Source organism: Burkholderia sp. ZZQ-2, assembly GCF_050768715.1.
GTDB lineage: Bacteria > Pseudomonadota > Gammaproteobacteria > Burkholderiales > Burkholderiaceae > Burkholderia > Burkholderia cepacia.
On the sequence record NZ_LDVA01000300.1, the window covers coordinates 27580 to 42335 of the forward strand.

Genomic DNA, 14756 nt, shown 5'->3' on the forward strand with positions numbered 1-14756 from the left:
TTTTAGCGACCGGCTGTTAGGGGCCGCTCCGCAGAATGCGGTCATCGGCTGCGTATCGGTGTTTTCCCGAAGCCGCGCGCATCCGGCTCTTCTTCACGACGCTTTTGAACGGAGCAGCACCCCATGCTGAAAATTGTCCGGCTCGCGCTCACCCGGCCCTACACGTTCGTCGTGCTGGCGCTGCTGATCCTGATCGCGGGTCCGCTCGCGGCACTCCGCACGCCCATCGACATCTTCCCGGATATCCGCATTCCGGTGATCAGCGTCGTCTGGAACTACGCCGGCCTGCAGCCGGACGACATGTCCGGACGCGTGATCACGTATTACGAGCGCACGCTCGGCACGACGGTCAACGACGTCCAGCATATCGAGTCACAATCGTTCCGCGGCTACGGCATCGTGAAGATCTTCTTCCAGCCGACCGTCGATATCCGCACGGCGACCGCGCAGGTCACGTCGATCTCGCAGACCGTGCTCAAACAGATGCCGCCCGGCACCACGCCGCCGCAAATCCTCAACTACAACGCGTCGACCGTCCCCGTGCTGCAGATCGCGCTGACCAGCAACACGCTCGACGAACAAAAGCTGGCGGATTACGCGGTCAACTTCATTCGACCGCAGCTGCTGTCGGTGCCCGGTGTCGCGATTCCGACGCCGTACGGCGGCAAGTCACGTGAAGTGCAGATCGACCTCGACCCGCAGGCGCTGCAGTCGAAAGGGCTGTCGGCGCAGGACGTCGCGCACGCGCTCGCGCAGCAGAACCAGATCATCCCGGCCGGCACGCAGAAGATCGGCCGCTTCGAATACAACATCAAGCTCAACAACAGCCCGCTCTCGCTCGACGCGTTGAACGACCTGCCGATCAAGTCGGTCGACGGCACGACGATTTATATCCGTGACGTCGCGCATGTGCGTGACGGCTATCCGCCGCAGGGCAACATCGTGCGCGTGGACGGCCGCCGCGCGGTGCTGATGAGTATCCTGAAGAACGGCTCGGCATCGACGCTCGACATCATCGCGGGCGTGAAGGCGAAGCTGCCGCTGGTCGAACAGACGCTGCCGCCGGGCCTGAAGCTCGTCACGATGGGCGACCAGTCGACCTTCGTGAACGGCGCCGTCAGCGGCGTGGCGCGCGAAGGCATCATCGCCGCCGCGCTGACCTCGCTGATGATCCTGCTGTTCCTCGGCTCGTGGCGCTCGACGCTGATCATCGCCGCGTCGATCCCGCTGGCCGTGCTCTCGGCGATCGCGCTGCTCGCGGCGACCGGCGAAACACTCAACGTGATGACGCTCGGCGGCCTCGCGCTCGCGGTCGGGATTCTGGTCGACGACGCGACGGTGACGATCGAGAACGTGAACTGGCACCTCGAACAGGGCAAGGACACGCGCACCGCGATCGTCGACGGCGCGAAACAGATCGTGATGCCGGCACTCGTCTCGCTGCTGTGCATCTGCATCGTGTTCGTGCCGATGCTGATGCTCGACGGCATCTCGCGCTTCCTGTTCGTGCCGATGGCGAAGGCGGTGATCTTCTCGATGATGTCGTCGTTCGTGCTGTCGCGCACCTTCGTGCCGATGCTCGCGCAATACCTGCTCAAGCCGCACGCGTCGGCCGGCCATGCGTCGGGCGAGCTCGCGGCGATCATGGATTCGCATGCGGGCCATGCCGGCGCGCACGACGCGCCGCCGTCGCGCAATCCGCTGGTGCGCTTCCAGCGTGCATTCGAGCGCCGCTTCGAGTCCGTGCGCGCGTCGTACCGGATCCTGCTGGGCCTCGCGCTCACGCGCCGCAAGCCGTTCGTCGTCGCGTTCCTGTGTGTGGTGGCCGCATCGTTCCTGCTCGTCCCGTGGCTCGGCCGCAACTTCTTCCCGACGATCGACTCGGGCGAGATCTCGCTGCACGTGCGTGCGCCGGTCGGCACACGTGTCGAGGAAACCGCCGCCGAGTTCGACCGTATCGAAAACACGATTCGCGGCGTGATCCCGCCCGCGCAGTTGCGCGAAGTGGTCGACAACATCGGCCTGCCGAACAGCGGGATCAACCTGACCTACAACAACAGCGGCACGCTCGGACCGCAGGACGGCGACATCCTGATCTCGCTGTCGCACGACCACGCGCCGACCGCCGACTACGTGCGCGAGTTGCGCGAACGCCTGCCGCGCGCCTATCCGGGCACCACGTTCTCGTTCCTGCCTGCCGACATCGTCAGCCAGATCCTCAACTTCGGCGCACCGGCCCCGGTCGACCTGCAGGTGGCCGGCCCCAACCAGCAGGCCAACCTCGCTTATGCGCGGGAGCTGTACCGCAAGCTGCGCCTGATCGCCGGCGTGGCCGACCCGCGCATCCAGCAGGCCAGCACCTATCCGCAGTTCACGGTGGCGGTCGACCGGACGCGTGCCGACCAGCTCGGCATCACCGAGCAGGACGTGACGAACTCGGTGGTCGCGACGCTCGCGGGCACCAGCCAGGTCGACCCGACCTACTGGCTCAATCCGCGTAACGGCGTGTCCTATCCGATCGTCGCGCAGACGCCGCAGTACCGGATGACCACGCTGTCGGCGCTGCAGAACCTGCCGGTCACCGGCGCGAACGGCCAGTCGCAGCTGCTCGGCGGTCTCGCGACGATCACGCGCGGCGTCGGCAACGCGGTGGTGTCGCACTACAACATCGAACCGCTGTTCGACATCTACGCGACCACCCAGGGCCGCGACCTCGGCGCCGTCGCCGCCGACATCGGCAGCATCGTCAAGGCCACCGCGAAGGACCTGCCCAAGGGCTCGACCGTCACGCTGCGCGGCCAGGTGCAGACCATGAACAGCGCGTTCACCGGCCTGCTGCTCGGGCTCGCGGGCGCCATCGTGCTGATCTACCTGCTCATCGTCGTGAACTTCCACTCGTGGGCCGATGCGTTCGTGATCGTCTCCGCGCTCCCGGCGGCGCTGGCCGGCATCGTCTGGATGCTGTTCACCACGCACACGCCGATGTCGGTGCCCGCGCTCACCGGCGCGATCCTGTGCATGGGCGTGGCCACCGCGAACGCGATCCTCGTCGTCAGCTTCGCGCGCGAGCGCCTCGCCGAAACCGGCAACGCGCTCGCCTCGGCGCTCGAAGCCGGCTTCACGCGCTTTCGCCCCGTGCTGATGACCGCGCTCGCGATGATCATCGGCATGGCGCCGATGGCGCTCGGCCTCGGCGACGGCGGCGAGCAGAACGCGCCACTCGGCCGCGCCGTGATCGGCGGCCTCGCGTGCGCGACGATCGCGACACTGTTCTTCGTTCCCGTCGTGTTCAGCCTCGTGCATCGGCGCGATGCGCTGAAACACGACGCACCCCGCGCTTCCTTCCCTTCCGCGTCCGGAGCTTCCCATGTCCACTGAGATCGAAATCAAGTCGCCGAAACGGCTGCCCAACCTCAAGCTCGTCGCCACGATCGCCGCGCTGGTCGCGGTCGGCATCGTGACGGCCGGCATCGCAGGCCGCGCGCACGCGAAACAGGAAATGACCCGATGGTCCGCCGAACAGGCGGTGCCGACCGTGGTCGCCTACACGCCGACGACCGGCGGCGACGGCGCCGCGCTCGTGCTGCCCGGCCACCTGTCCGCGTTCGAAAGCGCGCCGATCCATGCGCAGGTGTCGGGCTACCTGCACGCGTGGTACACCGATATCGGCGCGCACGTGAAGTCGGGCCAGCTGCTCGGCCTGATCGACACGCCCGAGCTCGACCAGCAGCTTCAGCAGGCGCGCGCCGACCTGCAGAGCTCGCTCGCCAACGAGAAGCTGGCCGCGTCCACGGCCGCGCGCTGGACCAGGATGCTCGCGCAGGATTCCGTGTCGCAGCAGGAAACCGACGAGAAGACCAGCGACCTCGCCGCCAAGCAGGCGATCGTCGCGGCCAACGAGGCCAACGTGCGGCGTCTCGACGCGCTGGAGGCGTTCAAGCGCATCGTCGCGCCGTTCGACGGCGTCGTCACCGCGCGCAAGACCGACATCGGCCAGCTGATCTCGGCCGGCGGCGGCGCCGGCCCCGAACTGTTCGCCGTGTCCGACGTGCACCGGATGCGTGTCTACGTGAGCGTGCCGCAGAACGAGGCCGCCGCGATCCGCCCCGGCATGAGCGCGACGCTGACCGTGCCCGAGCATCCGGACGAGACCTTCCATGCGACGCTCGCCGACACCGACGATTCGATCGCCGATTCGACCGGCACGCTGCTCGTGCAGCTGATGGTCGACAACCGCGACGGCAAGCTGATTCCGGGCGAATACACCGAGGTGCATTTCGCGCTGCCGGCCGGCAGCAGCCACGCGTTGACGATTCCGGCCAGCTCGCTGATCTTCCGCCAGGCCGGCCTGCAGGTCGCCGTGGTCGGCAAGGACGATCGCGCGGTGCTCAAGCCCGTCACGATCGCGACCGACCTCGGCACGCACGTGCAGATCGCGACCGGCCTCGCGCCCGACGATCGCGTGATCGACAACCCGCCCGACTCGCTGTCCGCGGGCGACCGCGTCCGGCTCGCGACGCCGGCCGGCACCGTCGCGGCGGCCGTGCGCGACACGGAGCGTGCGAATGGCTAACCCGCGTCGGCTCTGCGCGATGCTCGCCAGTATCGCGTTCCTCTCCGCCTGCTCGTTCGCGCCCGTCTATCATCCGCCGCAGACCGCGCTGCCTGCCCAATTCAAGGAAGCGGGCGGCTGGCAGCCGGCACAGCCGGCCGACCGCATCGCACGCGACGGCTGGTGGAAGGCGTTCCGCGATCCGGTGCTCGACCGGCTCGAAGCGCGGGTGGCGGCCGCCAACCCCGACGTGGCCGCCGCGGTGGCCCGCCATGACGAAGCCGGCGCGCTGTTCGATCAGGCGCGCGCGGGGCTGTTCCCGACCATCGGCCTCGGCGCGCAGGTCTCGAGCAACCGGCAATCGGCCACGCGCCCGCTGCGCGGCGCGAACCAGCCGAACGTGTACGGCTCGAACACGCTCGACGCAGGCTTCGACTACGACCTCGACCTGTGGGGCAAGGTGCGCAACGAGGTCGCGGCCGGGCGCGCGAACGCGCAGGCCAGCGCCGACGATCTCGCGTCGGTGCAGCTGAGCCTGCAGGCCAGCCTCGCGAACGCGTACTTCAACCTGCGCGGGCTCGACCAGCAGCAGCAGTTGCTGTCCGACACGATCGACACGTACCAGCGTGCGCTGAAACTCACGATGAGCCGGCACGCGGGCGGCATCGCATCCGATCTCGACGTCTCGCGCGCGCAGACGCAGCTCGACTCGGCCCGCGCGTCGGCCGAGGACGTGCGGGCACGGCGCGCGCTGTACGAGCACGCGATCGCGACGCTCACCGGCGTACCGGCCTCGTCGTTCTCGCTCGCGCCGGACCTGAGCGTGGCGTATCTGCCGGCGATCCCGGCCGGCATTCCCGCCACGCTGCTGCAACGGCGGCCCGACGTCGCGGCCGCCGAACGCCGCATGGCGGCCGCCAACGCGCGGATCGGCGTGGTGCGCGCGGCGTTCTTCCCCGACATCACGCTCGGGCTGATCGGCGGCTACCAGAGTTCGGGGCTCGGCCATTGGCTCAGGGCGCCGAACGAGATCTGGTCGATCGGGCCCAGCCTCGCGCTCACGCTGTTCGACGGCGGCCGCCGCCAGGCGCTCACGGCCCAGGCGCACGCGCAGCTGGCCGAGAACGGCGCGAAATATCGCGCGGTGGTACTCGACGCGTGCCAGCAGGTGGAAGACAACCTCGCACTCACGCACCATCTCGGCGACGAAGCCGATCGCCAACAGGAAGCGCTCGACGCGGCCGAACGCACGTTGCAGTTGTCGATGTCGCGCTATCGGGACGGCGTCGTCAGCTATCTCGACGTGGTGACCGCACAGACCACCGAGCTCGAGACGAAGGTGGCGATGCTGGAACTGAATACGCGCCGGCAGTTGGCGGCGGTCGGGTTGATCGCGGCACTGGGCGGAGGGTGGTCAGCCGACGACGCAGCGTCCGGCGCGAAAGCGCCGGTCGCGACGCCGGCTCGTTCGACGACCTGAGCCCGTTGCGGCACGTGGGGAGCGTGTCGCGTTTGGATGCACCCGTCATCGCGACGGGTGCTTTTTTTCGCGGGCCCGGCCGGTCAGAACTTGTGACGGATGCCGGCCGCGACCACCGCCTGGCGATCGTTGCCCGACGCGGCCAGATTGAAGATCCCCTCGTTGCCGAGCACCGCGACACCGTCCGCGCCCGTCACGCGCTGATACACGCCTTCGAGATAGAGATCGGTACGGCGCGACAGCGCATAGTCGGCCTGCAGCATGAACTGGTTCCACTTCGGCGCGATGCTGCGGCCCGCATCGTCGAAACGGCCCTGCGTGAACGTATACGAGCCGCCCAGCGAGAAGGCCGGCGTCAGGAAGTAGCGCCCGTTCAGTTCGTAGTTGCTGAAGGTCAGCAACTGGCCGTTCACGGTGCCGTATGCGCCGCCCTGCGACAGTTCGCGCGGGTCGTTCAGGATCGTTCTCGTATAGACGAAGCCGATCGTCGCATGATCAAACGCATAGTGCGCGCCGGCGCCGAACGAGCGCCAGCGTCCACCCGCGAGCATCGCATCGCCGTCCGAGCTGCTCAGCGATCCGCCGGTGTTCTTCGGCGCATTCACGCCGCCCGGCTGGTTCGACTGCAGGTACGCCACGCCCACGTCGAGCGGACCGTTCGCATACCGCGCGCCGACGCTGTACGCGTTGTTGTTGCTGAACCCGCCGCCCTGGTTGCTGAAGCCGTACGCGCCGCCGAACGTCAAGCCGCCATAGTCTGCACTGCGGAACTTCACCGAGTTGTTCATCCGCGTGTCGTTGGCGAGGTTGTCGTTGTCGTACGGGTGATCGGCGAGGTTGCCGCCGAATCCCGAGCCCGTCGCCGAAAGCGGCGCGACGAAGTCGACCAGGAAATCGTATTGCCGGCCGAGCGTCACCGTGCCCCATTGGCGGCTCGCGAGGCCGACCCAGGCCTGACGGCCGAACTCGTCGCCGCCGTTGCCGAACTTGCCGTTCGCGACGTTGAAGCCGTTCTCGAGGGTGAACACGGCGGCCAGGCCGCCGCCGAGATCCTCGTTGCCGCGCAGCCCCCAGCGCGACGTGCTGACGTTGCCGCTCTGCACGCCGTAAGCGGGCCCCGCGCCGGCCGCCGATTTCTGGTTGCTGATGTAGTCCAGGCCCGCGTCGATCGTGCCGTACAGCGTGACGCTGCTCTGTGCATGCGCCGCGCCTGCAAGCAGGCACGCGACCGCTGCCGGGATTGCCAGAAGTTTCTTCATGATGGTTTCGCTAGAGTGGATCGGTCTTCTCGCATCGCCGGCCCGGTGTGGAACGGCCGCTCCGTCCGCGATGCGATGGCGCACAATTTAGGCAGCGGGCGTGACAGCGCCGTTATCGAAACGGCCCGAAAAATGAAACCTTCTTCATCCTCGCGATACGCCACATTCATGTCCGTGCGGAACGCATAGGCGCATGAATTTCTTTTCACGTTGCGTATGCCGATCCGATAGCCCCCCTCCCCTATGCTTGTCCTCAACCCGATGCGCGGCATCGACTGGCCGCACCGGGGATGATCCAGTCAATCATCATGAGGATTCCGAACATGAAAACCGCCACGATCGTCGCTTCCACGCTGCTCGCCGCGTGTGCCGCGCTGTCCGTTCCCGCGTTCGCGCAAACGAGTACCCACGCGATGCAGATGACGCCGGCCGCCACCAAGGACGGCGTGCCCGGCGCGCAGGCCGCCGGCCAGTGGGTGCCGCCGTACGGACAGCCGATCCACGAGAAAACGCGTGCCCAGGTCTACGCCGAACTCGTGCACGCCGAACAGGACGGGCAGATCAAGTACCTGGACTCCACGCTCTATTCGCATTGATGCGCACCGCCGTGCGGCCGGGCGTGCTGCCCGGCGCGCGCCGCCCACCCCTCGCATCACCCGTCATTCATGAAGCTTCGTCCCTTGCTCGTTCGTTCCGCCCGTGTTGCGCTCGTCGCGATCGCGGCCGGCGTGATGCTGTCCGGCTGCGCCGGCGCGCAACCCGACGGCCCCGGCGATTGCGTCGGCCCGCCCGATTTCTGTGTGCCGTTCTTCGGCTCGTAAACGCACGACGGGCGCGCTGCCATCGGCAACGCGCCCGTTCGTACAGGGGGGGCCGCGCGGCTATGCGTCCGGCAGCGTCACCTGGTAGCCGTAGCGGCTCACCGTATCGATCCGGACATCGGGCAGATGCCGCGCGAGCTTGCGGCGCAGCCGCGACACCACGAGATTGACGCTCGACGGGTCGACATCGTCCTTGTCCTGCCACACATACCGGATCAACTGGTCGCGCGGCACCGGCGCGTTCGGATGGCGCATCAGGCATTCGAGCAGCAGGCATTCGCGCCGCGTCACGGCGAGGCGCAGCTTGCCGTCCTTGAGTTCGCGCGCGAGCGTCTCCAGCATAGACACCGCCGCGACCGGGCCTTCCGTGTCGCGCGGCCCGGCCAGCCGCTGCAACGCCTGCAGGCGCTCGTGCAGCTCGATGAACGAATACGGCGCACCGAAACACGCATCGGCACCTGCGTGCAGCACGCGGATGCGCTCGCGCGCCGACGCCTGGCCGATCAGCACCACCAGTGCCGCACCGCCGCCGTCGGCGACGAAACGCGGCAGCATCGCGATCAGCGCGGCATCGCTGCCCGGCTCGAACGCGGTCGCGACGATCGCGTCGAACGTCTCCTGCGACGCGAGGAACAACCCGTCGCGCAGATCGTCCGCACGCTGCAGGCTGTGCCCACTCTCCTGCAGCGCCTTGTACAGCCACGATGCTTCCGGGTGCGGCGAAGTCACGAGCAGCACGCGCATCGTCAGCCCCCTTCGCGGCGGCAATGCGCGCGCACGTGCAGCCGGATGCGGACAACCGTCATGCGAGCGACCTCGGCCAGCATTCGATCGTCACGCGCGTACCGGGCTCGGCATTGCCGATGCGCAGCGTGAAGTCGTGCACGTTGACGACCGTCGACACGATGCTCAGGCCGAGCCCGGCCCCGGCGAGGTGCCCGGTGCGGCGGCTGCGGTAACGATGCTGCAGCACGGCCTCGCGCTCGTTCGCCGCGATGCCCGGGCCGTTGTCGACCACGTCGATACGCGGACCGGACGGCGTATCGTGAAGTTCGAGGCGCACGGTGTCGCCCGAGGTCGTGTACTTGAGCGCGTTGTCGAGCAGGTTCGTGAGCGCCTCGAACAGCAGCGCGCGATCGCCGTGAATCCGCGCGACCGGTTCAACGAGCACGACGAAATGGATGGCACGGCTGTCGGCGAGCGGTTCGAACAGTTGCCCGACGTCCGTGACGAGATCTTCCAGCGCGAGTTCGGCGAACCCGCCGCGCCGCTGCAGCGACCCGATTTCGGCGATGCGCAGCATCGCGCGAAACCGGCTGAGCAGCACGTCGGTCTCGTTGCGTGCGCGGGCGACGAGCGTCGCCAGCGCGGCATCGTCGAGCCCGTCCGCGCGCTCCGCCGCATGCGCAAGCAGCGTATGCACGTGCGCGAGCGGCGTTCGCAGGTCGTGCGCGATACCGTCGCAGACGCCCTTCACCTCGTTCATCAGGCGCTCGACTTCCTCGAGCATGTGATTGACCAGATGCGACAGCAGGTCGATCTCGTCGTGCCCGCCGATCGGCAGCCGCTGCCCGAGGTCGCCCTGCGCGATGCGCTGCGTGATGCGCCGGACTTCCTTCAGGCGCCGCATCTGCCGCACGCTGAGAATCAGGCCGCCGACGACGCCCGCGCCCAGGCAGAACAGGCCGCCGCCGACCAGCGCCTGGATGATCGCCGCACGAATCCGCAGGATGTGCGTCAGGTCGCGCCCGAGCACCAGCACGTTGCCGTTGGCGCGCCGCTCCGCCATCGTGCGGACGACCGGCGGCACCTGGTCGCCCGCGATCGTCATCGTGTGGTCGAGCGTCACGCCGGTGCGATCCGGCCGGATGCCGTCGGGCATGGCCAGCACGTCGCCGGCGACATGCCTGCCGTCGGCCGTGAAGAGCCCGTAGTAGTTGGTGTGCATCCGCTCGTGCTCGATCCGGTGCTGGATGGCCGCGGCAAGCTGGTTGTCCTGGAGCGAATCGAAGTAGATCATCTGCCAGTCGATCACCACGTCGGTTTCGCGCTCCATGTCGTGCGTGATGATCGATGCGATGAAGCCGAGCAGCAGCATCACCGACACGGAAAACGTCACCGCGTAGACCGACACGAGCCGGAACGTGCTGGAATACCAGTGACGCTTCGGCGCCGGCTGGACGTGATCCGTCGAGGACATCAAGGTTGCGGACTCAGCCAAGGATGTAGCCCGCGCCGCGTACCGTCTGGATCATCTGCTTCGCATCGGGCGGATCGATCTTCTTGCGCAGCCGGCCCATGTGCACTTCGATCAGGTTGGTGCCGGGATCGAAGTGATAGCCCCATACGGCCTCGAACAGCATCGTGCGCGTGATGGTCTGGCCGGCATTGCGCATCATGTATTCGAGCACGCGGTATTCGGTCGGCAGCAGCGCGATTTCGTCGCCGTCGCGAAACACCTTGCGCGAAATCAGGTCGAGCCTGAGCGGGCCGACGGTCAGCGTCGTGGCGAACGGCGCCGGCGCGGTCTGGCTCCGGCGCAGCAGGACCTCCAGGCGCGCCGCCATTTCCTCGGGATCGAACGGTTTGGTCAGGTAATCGTCGCCGCCCGCGCGCAGGCCGCGCACGCGTTCGTCGACATCGCCGAGCGCGCTCAGCATCAGCACCGGAGTGCGCACGCCGACGCTGCGCATCGTGGTCAGGATCGTGAGGCCGTCGACGACCGGCAGCATGCGGTCGAGCGTGATCACGTCGAACTCGTTGCCGAGCGCGCGGGCCATGCCGTCGCGGCCGTTCGCCACCCATTCGACCGTGAAGCCGCGCCCTTGCAGCTCCCTGACTATTTCGTTCGCGGTGATTTCGTCGTCTTCGATCGTCAGTACGTGCGCGATGGCCGTACCGCTCTCGGCCGGCCGGTCGGGCAGGGCCGGCGTGTTACCGGGGGAAACTGATGATGCCATTTACGATTCTCGTCTTCAGCGAAGGGACGCACGCGCTTCGACACCCGAAGGGCGAGCGCGTTCGGATGGAGACTACACGCGCGCGCGTAAATCGTGCGCGTCGACTTCATGAAGAAAGTTTCATATACGGCGGCAACGCCCGCCGGGGCTACCGGCGCGCGTTGTTGCGACAGGATGCCGCACGGCCCTTCGCCTTCGCGCACGGACGGTTGCAACCGATCGCGTCGAAAGGTATCGGTAAAGAATCGCGCATCAGCTTCGGTGCGGCTCCGCGCCGGGCTGGTCGACGCGATGCGAAGCGACACGATGTGCCGCGTTCTCCACACGCTGCGTACGCTCGACCTTCTCGTGCGCGAGCGTCACGTCGGCAATCGCGAGCCCCGTTCCCTGCACCTTCGCGAACGCCAGCACCGGTGAGCACACCAGCGCGACGAGCGCGGCCATCCTGACGGTCTCTTTCATTGCATTACCCCGATGCGGGCCGCGCCGTGCGCAGCGTCGATTGATCACGGGTTCGACGATACGCCCGCACGGCTAACCGTTCGGTCGCGCGTGCATGAAGGTTTCTTTAAGGTTCGATGCGTACGACGACGATCGCCTCCGCGCGCGGTCGATCCGGATAAAACTAGTTTCATCTTCGCGCGGCCGTTTCGATAGTCCACGGTGCCTAACCTGTGTCGTGAGGTCGACGTTGGCAATCCACCGTACGGCCGGTTCCCAACGCTTCCCAGGAGTCGAAGATGAAACATCCCGCCCGTTACCTCGCCTGTTCCGCGCTGCTCGTGATGAGCTTCGCCGCGCACGCCGCACCGACACTCACGCCGGCGCAATGCCACGACTATCCGTTCGTGCATACGCACGGCCCGGTCTCCCACCGGCAACTGATCAACGAGCTGAACGAGCTGGAATCCGTCGGCTACAACCCGTCGTCGGGCGACGAGAGCAGCTATCCGGACGATATCGATTCGGCGCAGGCGCGCCTGATGAACGAGTATCAGAAGGATTGCGCGGGCGCAGCCAACACCGTCGCGTCGAACGGCAACTGACTCGCCACCGGCGAACGATCTCCGAGTTTGCGCGCGTGCCTCGCGGCCGCGCGTTTTTTTCGTCGATGCCGTGCACGCTACGCGACCGTTTTTTCCAACGACGGGCGGATCGCGACGGAAGGCAACGTCGTGATCGTGAACGTCGCCGGACGCACGACGATCGGCACGATCGATTTCACCGGGTACCACGGGCCGCCGCGATCGCGTGTTGTCCCCGTATGGCAAGCACGCACGCGCTCGTGATCGGCTTCAACGTGTCGGTGTCGCTGTTCGGCGGCACGCCGCCGCTCGTCGCCGCATGGCGCGTCAATCACCCCGGCGTCGTGCGCGGCGGCACGCCACGTGCCGTCCTATCCGACGCGATACATCGGCAGCACGTTGCTGCCGGCCGCTTCCTGGCCCGACGCGAGCGGATGGTGCGCCTGTTCGAGCAGCCAGTTGGTCAGCACCGCGATGTCGAACTCATTGCACGCATCCGGGTTCTGCACCAGCACGTAACTGCCCGATGCGACCGTGCAGTGCGCGAACAACTCGACGAGCCGGCCCTGCTTCAGCAGCCCGTCGACCAGCGGCCGCCGCCCGATCGCGATGCCGTGCCCGTCGACCGCCGCCTGCACCAGCTGGTCGTACTGGCTGAAATGCAGCGCGCCGGCGGGCCGCAGGCGCGGCACGCCGAGTTCCTTCAGCAGATGGCTCCACCCGTGCCACGGCCATTCGCAGCGCGGATCGTCGAGATGCAGCAGCACGTGCTTTTCAAGATCCTCCGGTTTCATCGACGCCGCGTCGCCCGCCGTCGCCATCAGGCTCGGGCTGCAGACCGCCACGACGCGCTCGCGAAACAGCACGTCCGTATCGTCCGTCGACGTATACGGCCCCGCATATCGCACGGCCAAATGCAAACGTTTGCGCTTGAGATCCTCAATTTCGCTCGTTGCCGATACGCGCACGTCGATGTCGGGGTAGCTTGCGCGGAACGAACCGAGGCGCGGAATCAGCCACAGCGCCGCGAACGATACGGTCGTCGACAACGAGATCGCGCGCTGTCCCACGCTCGACGACAGCTTGCCGATCACCGATTCGAGGTCGGACAACGCGAACGAGATCGCGTCGTACAGCTCCCGTCCCTTGTCGGTCAGCGTCAGCGATCGAATGTGCCGGTGAAAGAGCTCGATCCGGAGCTGCTCCTCGAGTGCCTTGACCTGCCGACTCACGGCAGATTGCGTGACGTTCAGTTCCTGCCCGGCGCGTGTAAAGCTCAAATGACGCGCCGCGCATTCGAAGCCTCTCAGGAAATCCAGCGAAGGCATACTTCTCAATCGTTTTGCCAATCTCACATTAGCCATACCGCCGCCTCAAAGTTGCACCCATCGACAGGCAAGTCGCCTTTCGTTCCCCTGAATCGTTTCTCCTATTTGGATTCGGAAGCGATTTTATATTGAAGAATGGATGCTGATCATTCTTATTTTCAATCGTGACACTCGTATTTATCTATCGATTTTAGTCGGCCCGATATTCTTACATTAACATTATTAAGTAGTGGTTTTGTAAATGACTATCCGGGTGGAATGACGCGAGGAATGGCCGAAAAATACCAACCAAAACATGGTATTGCGGGCAGAAATCGATGTCACGGCGGACATCTCGACGCCACACCGGAATCGCGCCTCGTGCCTACAATACAATTTCAATCACCCGACATATCATTTCATTTGCCGCATTACGGAAAGAAAACACACGCCAACATACACGCGAAATACCATTTAAATCCTGAATTTCATGTTTATGAAAATATACTAAACGCATGAAATTCGATTGAATCATGCAATAACAGGAAATTGATGAACCCATTATGTCCGGAAATGAATATCCCGCCGGCCGGATACGGGACATCGTGCGCACTACGCCATCTTGCCGGCCGGAATCGGTTCCGCCCACGCTGGACGGGACGCACATCCGCTATACGCCGTCCACCACGCCATCCGCCACACGGTTCGCCCGCGCGGTCACTTCGCGGCGATAGCGGTTCAGCTCCTGCGCGGTCGTGAACGTGCGCCCGAACAGGATCGACAGGTTGTGCAGGATCCGCTCGACGACCTTCTTTTCCCACTCGCCGTCGAACCGGATCTGTTCGTCGAGCCAGCGCTCGAGCCATTCCGGATCGGGCAGGCGCGACTGCACGGTATCGCGCGGGAACAGCGCCTGGTTCACGTGCAGGTTGGTCGGGTGCAGCGGCTTCTCGGTGCGGCGCGCCGACGCCATCAGCACGCCGATCTTCGCGAACGCCGCGCGCGCGACGTCGCCGCAGTTGTTCAGCGCCTTCTTCATGTAGCGCAGGTAGGCGCCGCCATGGCGCGCTTCATCGCGCGAAATCGTTTCGTAGATCTGCTTGATGACCGGCTCGGTATGCCAGTCGGCCGCGCAGCGGTACCAGTGGTTCAGGCGGATCTCGCCGCAGAAGTGCAGCATCAGCGTCTCGAGCGGCGGCGCCGGGTCGAATTCGAAGCGCACCGCGTGCAGTTCTTCTTCGGTCGGCACCATCTCCGGCCGGAAGCGGCGCAGGTATTCCATCAGCACGAGCGAATGCTTCTGCTCCTCGAAGAACCACACGCTCATGAACGCGGAAAAGTCGCTGTCGTGC

At 66.2% G+C, this 14756-nt stretch carries 13 protein-coding genes; 6 read left to right on the top strand and 7 right to left on the bottom strand.

Translation table 11 applies throughout. From position 1 onward, the window contains the following. Positions 1-123: 123 nt before the first annotated feature. From ABY44_RS27180 to ABY44_RS27190, 3 genes are read left to right on the top strand one after another with little or no spacing between them, the layout of a single operon-like run. On the top strand, positions 124-3378 hold the full coding sequence (locus ABY44_RS27180; protein WP_060174503.1) for an efflux RND transporter permease subunit: 3255 nt from the start codon (positions 124-126) through the stop codon (positions 3376-3378). Beyond that, entirely contained in the window at positions 3368-4573 is a 1206-nt protein-coding gene (locus ABY44_RS27185) for an efflux RND transporter periplasmic adaptor subunit (protein WP_059699632.1), read from the top strand. Before ABY44_RS27180 ends, ABY44_RS27185 begins: the two co-directional genes overlap by 11 nt. Next, a complete protein-coding gene (locus tag ABY44_RS27190; protein WP_060174504.1) occupies positions 4566-6032 on the top strand; it encodes an efflux transporter outer membrane subunit in 1467 nt (488 codons plus the stop codon). The genes ABY44_RS27185 and ABY44_RS27190 overlap by 8 nt, the downstream gene beginning before the upstream one ends. Before the next feature lie 83 nt (positions 6033-6115). On the opposite strand, the gene ABY44_RS27195 is transcribed toward ABY44_RS27190, so the two are convergent. Further along, positions 6116-7291: a porin gene (locus ABY44_RS27195; protein WP_060174505.1), complete on the bottom strand. Its 1176-nt coding sequence runs from the start codon at positions 7289-7291 to the stop codon at positions 6116-6118. A 323-nt stretch (positions 7292-7614) separates the two neighbouring features. On the opposite strand from ABY44_RS27195, the gene ABY44_RS27200 reads away from it, so the two are divergent. Continuing rightward, a complete protein-coding gene (locus tag ABY44_RS27200; protein WP_060174523.1) occupies positions 7615-7887 on the top strand; it encodes a DUF4148 domain-containing protein in 273 nt (90 codons plus the stop codon). Positions 7888-7956: 69 nt separating this feature from the next. Next, positions 7957-8112 carry a hypothetical protein gene (locus ABY44_RS27205; RefSeq protein ID WP_162923038.1) on the top strand — a complete coding sequence of 52 codons (156 nt, stop codon included), beginning with the start codon at positions 7957-7959 and terminating at the stop codon, positions 8110-8112. Positions 8113-8172: 60 nt separating this feature from the next. Here the strand turns inward: ABY44_RS27205 and ABY44_RS27210 are convergent, their stop codons facing one another. From ABY44_RS27210 to ABY44_RS27225, 4 genes are all read right to left on the bottom strand, one after another. Further along, positions 8173-8856 carry a response regulator transcription factor gene (locus tag ABY44_RS27210; RefSeq protein ID WP_060174506.1) on the bottom strand — a complete coding sequence of 228 codons (684 nt, stop codon included), beginning with the start codon at positions 8854-8856 and terminating at the stop codon, positions 8173-8175. Positions 8857-8914: 58 nt separating this feature from the next. After that, positions 8915-10312 (bottom strand): sensor histidine kinase, encoded by a 1398-nt coding sequence (locus ABY44_RS27215; RefSeq protein ID WP_060174507.1) that lies wholly within the window; start codon positions 10310-10312, stop codon positions 8915-8917. A 13-nt stretch (positions 10313-10325) separates the two neighbouring features. Then, positions 10326-11003 carry a response regulator transcription factor gene (locus tag ABY44_RS27220; protein WP_021160456.1) on the bottom strand — a complete coding sequence of 226 codons (678 nt, stop codon included), beginning with the start codon at positions 11001-11003 and terminating at the stop codon, positions 10326-10328. A 321-nt stretch (positions 11004-11324) separates the two neighbouring features. After that, entirely contained in the window at positions 11325-11534 is a 210-nt protein-coding gene (locus ABY44_RS27225) for a hypothetical protein (protein WP_060174508.1), read from the bottom strand. Positions 11535-11812: 278 nt separating this feature from the next. Here ABY44_RS27225 and ABY44_RS27230 point away from each other — a divergent pair, with 278 nt between their 5' ends. After that, positions 11813-12118 carry a DUF4148 domain-containing protein gene (locus ABY44_RS27230; protein ID WP_059699639.1) on the top strand — a complete coding sequence of 102 codons (306 nt, stop codon included), beginning with the start codon at positions 11813-11815 and terminating at the stop codon, positions 12116-12118. A gap of 350 nt (positions 12119-12468) precedes the next feature. Here ABY44_RS27230 and ABY44_RS27235 read toward each other — a convergent pair whose 3' ends face one another. Together ABY44_RS27235 and ABY44_RS27240 are read right to left on the bottom strand one after the other, a co-directional pair. Beyond that, entirely contained in the window at positions 12469-13461 is a 993-nt protein-coding gene (locus ABY44_RS27235) for a LysR substrate-binding domain-containing protein (protein WP_027792905.1), read from the bottom strand. Between the two features lie 613 nt (positions 13462-14074). Continuing rightward, a partial coding sequence (locus tag ABY44_RS27240) for a ferritin-like domain-containing protein (protein WP_431642724.1) occupies positions 14075-14756 on the bottom strand: 682 nt, incomplete at its 5' end.